General features: G+C 60.5%; 5 protein-coding genes. 3 read left to right on the top strand and 2 right to left on the bottom strand.

Annotated features, from left to right (window positions below; translation table 11 throughout):
* Positions 1-116: 116 nt before the first annotated feature.
* Together MO767_RS30725 and MO767_RS30720 are read right to left on the bottom strand one after the other, a co-directional pair.
* Complete coding sequence (locus MO767_RS30725; protein ID WP_282483603.1) at positions 117-995, bottom strand: SDR family NAD(P)-dependent oxidoreductase; 879 nt, start codon at positions 993-995, stop codon at positions 117-119.
* Positions 992-2734, bottom strand: a complete 1743-nt coding sequence (locus MO767_RS30720) for an FAD-dependent oxidoreductase (RefSeq protein WP_282483602.1) — start codon at positions 2732-2734, stop codon at positions 992-994. The genes MO767_RS30725 and MO767_RS30720 overlap by 4 nt, the downstream gene beginning before the upstream one ends.
* A 265-nt stretch (positions 2735-2999) precedes the next feature.
* Between MO767_RS30720 and MO767_RS30715 the strand changes: the two genes are divergently transcribed.
* From MO767_RS30715 to MO767_RS30705, 3 genes are all read left to right on the top strand, one after another.
* Positions 3000-4577: a DUF1302 domain-containing protein gene (locus MO767_RS30715; protein WP_282483601.1), complete on the top strand. Its 1578-nt coding sequence runs from the start codon at positions 3000-3002 to the stop codon at positions 4575-4577.
* Between the two features lie 23 nt (positions 4578-4600).
* On the top strand, positions 4601-5980 hold the full coding sequence (locus MO767_RS30710; protein WP_282483600.1) for a DUF1329 domain-containing protein: 1380 nt from the start codon (positions 4601-4603) through the stop codon (positions 5978-5980).
* Between the two features lie 77 nt (positions 5981-6057).
* Positions 6058-7035, top strand: coding sequence for a 5'/3'-nucleotidase SurE (locus tag MO767_RS30705; protein WP_282483599.1), 978 nt, complete (start codon positions 6058-6060; stop codon positions 7033-7035).
* The last annotated feature ends 239 nt before the right edge of the window (positions 7036-7274 follow it).

Below are 7274 nucleotides of genomic sequence, written 5' to 3'. Positions count from 1 at the left end.
GTAAAATCAGCTACCTCGGTTGGACAGGTTAACCGCATGAGCTGGATTGACGACTGCTGCGCAGCCGAACGCAGGCTGCGCCAGCTGCTACAGGGATAAAGCAGTATTTGAGATCGTCAGATCACCCGCGCCGGATGCTGCTGGCGCGGGTCGCCGAGCATGGCGCGGTGGGAAGGTGGCTGACGGCCGCCGGCTTCGCTGATGCCGTAACCGGCGGCTATTTCGGCGGTGATTAATGTCTGCCCGGAGAACGTCATCAACCGCGGGTCATTGAGCAGAGCGTGAATCACCCGGCCATTGAATTGCGGGGTTTCGGCATTGGCCAGAAAGGCCTTGTATTGCTCGCCATGTTGCTCGCCGGCTATCCGGGTGCGTTCGGTCAGTTGCGGGCCTAGCCACAGCGATAACGCCGCCACGCCTCTCCCTTCGAAGTCGATGGCCATGTCGGCCGCCAACTTGTCGCAACCCGCTTTTTGCGCGCCATACGCAGGGCCATGCATGTAACACCCGGCACCAAATGACGAGGTGAAACAGATCAGCCCTCGACCGCTGCGCAGCAACAACGGCGCGGCGTGATAACTGGCGATATAAGCCGAACGCAGACCCACGTCGAGTATGCGTACCAGGTCCAGCGGCTTCTCCCAGAAAGGCCCCGGCTCGATCAACTGGTCATGAATGAACGCGGCATTGTTCACCAGCAAATCCAGTTGCCCGCATTCGCTTTCAACCCGGGCGAACAGTGCCTGAACCTGAGTGTCATCTGCATGATCGCAGACCACTGCAATGCCACGTCCACCGGCAGCGGTAATCGCGGCAGCCGTGTCCTTGAGCGAACCGCGCAATGCATGCCCATACAAATTCGATCCACCCTGCTCCGGCGCACGTCCTGTGACGAACACCGTCATGCCCGCAGCGCCAAGGGCCAGGGCGATGCCCTGACCGACCCCGCGACTGGCGCCGGTCACCACCGCGACTTGTTTAAGTGGCTGATTCATTCGACGCTCCTGAACAGGCTTTTGGCCGGGCTGGTCTCGCTCTGACACTTGATGTGATTGGCCGCCACGTAACCGAAGGTCATTGCCGGGCCGATGGTCGAACCGGCGCCCGGGTACGTGCGCCCCATCATCGAAGCGGCGCTGTTGCCGATGGCATACAAACCGTTGATGGGTTGCCCGTCCTCATGCAACACGCGGGCGTGAACATCGGTCAGCAAACCACCCTTGGTGCCGATATCCCCGGCATCTATGCGCACGGCGTAGAACGGGCCTTTGAGCAACGGCGCCAGGCAAGGGTTGGGCTGCACATTCGGATCACCGTAGTAGCGATCGAACAGCGATTCACCTTTATGGAAATCTGCGTCGACACCCTGCACGGCCATGCCGTTGAAACGCTGCACCGTACGGACCAGACCGGCACCGTCGACGCCGATTTTTTCTGCCAGCGCCTGCAAACTCGCAGCCTTGTAAAAGTACTCGCGCAGATGCTCGGGCAGCTGCCAATCGCGCTGGGCGTAGCCTGGTAGTAACGCGCCGCAGGGGTACTTGCGGCGGAATTCGGCGTCGAACACCATCCAGCACGGCACACTCACCGCGCCTTCGCGATTGTTGGCGTACATCGCGTAAACGATATCGGTATAGGGCGCGGCTTCGTTGACGAAGCGTTCGCCGGCAGAGTTGACCAGCACGCAGCCAGGCAAGGTCCGTTCGACGAACAGCGCGCGCTGTTTTTCCTCACCCTGGACATGAGTGGTCGGCGCCCACCAGCTATGGTCCATCAGCGCAGTGCGAGCACCGATTGCCTGACCGGCGCGAATGCCGTCACCGGTATTGTGCGGCGGTGTGGCACTCCAGGTGGCCTGGGTCGGCTGTGGCAGATACTGCGTACGCATCGCCTGATTACGCTCGAAACCACCGGCGGCAATGATCACGCCGTAGCGTGCCTTGACGTTGAGTAACTGCCCGTCGCGACAGACGCGAGCGCCGCCAACCCGATCACCAACGAGCAGCAGTTCTTCCAGTGCACAGTTCAGCCAAAGGGATTTTCCGCGATCCTGCAACGAACAGCGCAAGGCGCCGATCAATGCATTGCCAAGGGTCAGGAAACGGTCGCGGCGTGACAGCCGCCGCCCCTCGCGGTCACGCCAGTAACGCCACATCACCCGCAGCGTCAGTCGCAACCAGCCAGGGCCACGGCACAGCAGCACCTGCGCCTCTTTCATGGTCATCGCCATGCGTCCCATCATCAGTGTTCCTGGGGATGGCGCACGCATGCGCAGAAACTCTTCACCCAGTTCGGCGGCGTCAAACGGTTGCGGGTCCATGGAGCGGTAGCCCGGTTTTCCGCCTTCGACTTCCGGGTAGTAATCGGCATAGCGAGGCTGCGCCTCGAAGCGCACGCGGGTCTGTTGTTCAAGGTATTCGACCATCTCGCGACCGTGTTCGACATAGGCTTCGATACGCCCGTCATCGATCTCGCCATGGGTCACCGCACGGATATAGGCAATCGCTTCTTCCGCTGAATCACTGCCGCCCAGGGCTTTGATCCGATGGTTGTCAGGTATCCAGATGCCGCCGCCGGACACCGCCGAGGTGCCGCCGTATTCGGCGCTCTTCTCGATCAATAGCGCATTGAGGCCCAGATCGTGGGCACGCAGCGCCGCAGTCATTCCCCCCGCTCCGGAGCCAATAACCAGTACATCGCAGCACTCATCCCATTTGATCCCGGCAGCTTTCATGCGATCACCTTTGCTCAGCGCCCATCAGGCAGAAACCGCCGCCGCCAGATCTTCGCCCGGTGCAGTCGGTCTCGGGATTGTTCGCCGCGTGCCCTGAACGGTCATCGTCCGATGGGACTAAGGCGATGGGCGCCCCAGCCCTGTGCAAATCGCTTAGTCCGCTTGGACGATGTTGCGCCCCAAAGCTGACTCCATAGTCGCCCACAGCACCAATCACCCCCCTGAAATGCAGGTCGGGCAGGTCTGACCTGGGCATGAGGACGACATGATAAAAACAATAATCGCCCCACAATCGCTGCACCCTCGCGTACAGCTGACCATGCTCTTGCTGGCTGGTGGACTGGGCAGTCAAGCCAGCGCCATGAGTTTCCAGCCGAACGAGGATTTGAGCGTCGACTGGGATACCACACTGACGTACAGCCTGGCCTGGCGGGCCGAGTCTCGCGATCACAAGCTGACGGCCAATGCCAACGGCAACGATGGCGACAACGCGTTCGACAAAGGCAGCCTGATCAACAACCGCAGCGGTTTTCTCACCGAGGCCAACATCAAATGGCGTGAGGATTACGGGGTGTTCCTGCGTGGGACGGGGTTCTACGACAACGTTTACGATCAGGGCAACGACAACGACACGGGCACCTCGAACTGCTTCGCCGGTGGTCATTGCAACCGTCCCGACCGGTTCTCCCAGGACACCATCGATCAACACCGCAATGAACTGCGCATGCTCGATTACTACGCGTATGGCACCTGGGACATCGGTGGCCACAACTTCAACGCGCGGCTCGGCAATCAGGTGGTGAGCTGGGGTGAAAGCCTGTTCTACCCCGGCATTTCCGCCGCCCAGAGCCCGGTGGATGCGACCAAGTCGACCACTCCCGGGGTTGAAGTCAAGGAGATCTTGCTGCCCGTCGGCCAATTGTTCACGCAGTTCAGCCTGACCGACAGCCTCGATCTGCAGGCCTACTACCAATACAAATGGGAAAAGACCGAGCTGTTCGGCGTGGGTAGCTACTTTTCCACCACCGACTTCATCGACGAGGGCGGCTTCAACGACGCCAGCGGTTTCCTGACACGCCTGGGTGACGACAAGCCGAGCGACAGCGGCCAATACGGTGTGGCCCTGACCTATGCGGCAGAGTCGCTGAACAACACCGAGTTCGGCCTCTACTACTCGCGCTACCACGACAAGACCCCGTCGCTGGATTTCCAGACCGACCTGGGGCACTACCGGGTGCGCTACTTCGACAACATCGACCTGTACGGCGCGAGTTTCGCCACGGTGCTGGGCAGCGTGAGCTGGGCCGGTGAAGTCAGCTACCGCGACGGTCAGCCAGTGATGGTCGACAACGGTTTCTCAAGCCCGGTGCGCGGCAAAACCATGCAGGCGCAGACGTCGATGATCTACGTGCTCGGCCCGACATCATGGGCCGACAACACCACCCTGACCGGTGAGCTGGTCTACAACACCGTGCTCAGCAACGACAAGTCGGAACCTGTGACATTCGCCCCTGGATTCTCGCAGCCGGGCACCGACAGTCTGGTCTATGACCGCGATGCCTTCGGTTACACGGTTCAGGCGAACTTCGATTACAACAACGTGTTCAGCGGCTGGGACATGTCGGTTCCTGTCACCTACAGCACCGCCGCCCAGCATGACAGCGCACTGGTGGGCTCGATCAACTCAGGCCAGGGCGACGACCGCGCGAGCATCGGCAGCTCGTGGCGCTATCTGGGCAACTTCACCGTTGAAGCCCGTTACAACGCCTACCTGGGCAACGCCAACAACGCCCCGTTGGCCGACCGCGACAACGTCGCCCTCAACTTCAAATACCGGTTCTGAATCCCCTGATGGAGGAGCACAGCATGTCTAGATTTACCCACACATTGTTGGGCACGGCGTTGGCCGTCAGCCTGCTCGGCAGTGGCCTGGTTCAGGCCAAGATCAGCAATGAAGAAGCCGCACGCCTGGGTCAGGACCTGACCCCGATGGGTGCCGAGAAAGCGGGCAACGCCGACGGCAGCATCCCGGCCTGGAGCGGAAAATGGCGCGGTTTGCCGCCGCAGCTCAAATACGCTGGCCCCGGCACGCCGTACCCAGACCCGTACGCGGCGGAAAAACCGTTGTTCGTGATCAATGCGCAGAACATGGACAAGTACGCCGACAACCTCACCGATGGTCAAAAAGCGTTGCTTAAACGCTACCCCGCGACCTTCAACATTCCGGTGTACCCGAGCCATCGCGACTTCCGTTTCGATCAGCGCCTGGAAGACCTGGTCAAGAAAAACGCGGTCAGTGCCGAACTGTCCAACGACAACAACGACACGCAAAACGCCTGGGGCGCCTCGCCGTTCCCGATTCCAAAGAACGGTAGTGAGTTGATGTTCAACCATACGCTGGCCGGACGCGCCAATACCGAAGAGGCCAACTACGGGCAGGCGGTGGTCTATTCCAACAAGGAACGGGTGCTCGAAGAGGTCAATTACAAGATCTTCTCGATCTGGTCCAGCCCGGATAAAACCCTTGAGAGCGCCAACGGCATTCTCACCAACTTCCTGATCACCACCCTGGAGCCGGTGCGCAAGAAAGGCGAGATTGTCGTCGGTCACGAGTTCATCAACCCGACCGCCTCACCTCGCCAGGCCTGGCAGTACAGCCCGGGGCAACGTCGGGTACGTCGTGCGCCAACCGTAGGCTATGACTCACCGAGCGGTGCCGGCGGTTTTCGGGTGTATGACGAAGACCGTTTGTTCAACGGCGCACCGGATCGCTACAACTGGACCATCGTCGGCAAGAAAGAAATCTACATCCCGTACCACAACTACAAAATCGACGACCCGAGCGTGACCACCGACCAGATTCTGGCCACCACCGGCCACATCGATCCGCAGTACATGCGTTATGAAAAGCACCGCGTCTGGGTCTTGCAGGCAACCCTTAAAGAAGGCGCCCGGCATGTTTACGCCAAGCGTGTGTTGTATCTGGACGAGGACTCCTGGGCCGCGACCCTGGCCGACAACTACGACAGCCGCGGCGTGCTCTGGCGCACCAACATGCAGACCTCGATCTACGCCTACGAGCTGCAGCGCTACCACGCTCGCCTCGGGATCTACCACGATCTGATCGCCGGTTCGTATCTGGTTGACCGTATGTTAATCGATCAAAAGCCCGCCAAGCTCAACGCCACCGCCTTCACTGAAGACGAATTCACCCCAGGCAACCTGCGCAAACTCGGCACTCGCTAAGCCCTCTGCGCCCTGACCGAATAACTCGGTCGGGGCGTTGTGCTTTTTTGAACTCGCTCATTTCACGGAAAACTCCCATGAACAAATTGCTCACTGGCGTCATCGCCATGGCCAGCGTCAGCCTGTCGATGCAGGCCAATGCCCTGAACATCCTACTGACCAACGACGACGGTTGTCGGGCGCCCGGCATCGATGCGATGTACCGGGCGCTGACGGCCGCCGGGCATCAGGTGACCCTCGTTGGTCCGTTGAACGACAGCAGTGGCATCAGCGCGGCCAGCGTGGTCGTGCCCGGGCAGGCATTGGCAGTGACCGAGTTGGCGCCAGGCAGATTTTGCGTCGGCCCACCCGAGGGCTACACCCCGCCCCCGGGCAAGACTTCCGCTATCGGCACCCCAGTGGATGCAGTCAATGTTGGCCTGGACGTGCTGCTCAAAGGCAATCCGCCAGACCTGGTGGTGTCGGGCAGTAATTTTGGTGAAAACGTCGGCCCGCTGACGCAAATGTCCGGCACCTTGAACGCAGCGGTTCGCGCGATGTTCAAGGGCATTCCGGCGGTGGCGGTGTCGACGGCCATCGACATGGACCTGATCATCCGCGACCAACAGGCGGGCTACCGCAAAACCCTCGGCGCCATGGACGATACTGCCCGGTTTGCGGTGAAGGTTATCGAGCAGGCGAGTCTCGCGGGTGCTCTAGCCAAACAGGCCTGCGGAAAAGACAATCCCGATTGCGAATTGAATGTGCTCGGTTTGCCGGGTGTCAACGGGTTGAATATCAATTACCCGGCGCTGGCGGCCAGTGACGTCAAAGGCGTGAGTTTTGCCCTGATCGGCAATTGGGATCGGGTGAACTTCACCTCCCATCGCGGCGCCGACGGCGTGGTTCACGTCAACCTGGTGGCCCCGCCGACACCGACGGCCGCCCAACAACAGGCCGATGCGTATCAGTTGTGGCAAGGGTATGCGGTGATCACCGTGATCGACGGCAACATGAGTGCACCCGGTGCGGTGCAGGATCAGGCGAAGGAAATGTTGCGAGACGTTAAACCTTGAGACAGCGCAAAACCTGTGGGAGCGAGCCTGCTCGCGAAGAGGCCGGCATATTCAACATCTATGTCGCGGGTAACTCCGCTTTCGCGAGCAGGCTCGCTCCCACAGTTGATCGTCGGAAAACACACAGCCTGTGAACACCCTAAATCCCTTGTGGGAGCGGGCTTGCTCGCGAAGAGGCCGGCACATTCAACATCTATGTCGCGGGTAACTCCGCTTTCGCGAGCAGGCTCGCTCCCACA

Origin of the sequence: Pseudomonas sp. UYIF39 (genome assembly GCF_029963765.1) — a bacterium.
Classification (GTDB): Bacteria; Pseudomonadota; Gammaproteobacteria; order Pseudomonadales; family Pseudomonadaceae; genus Aquipseudomonas.
Note: the sequence above shows the minus strand (reverse complement) of the source record. Positions and strands in the feature narration are given on the sequence as shown.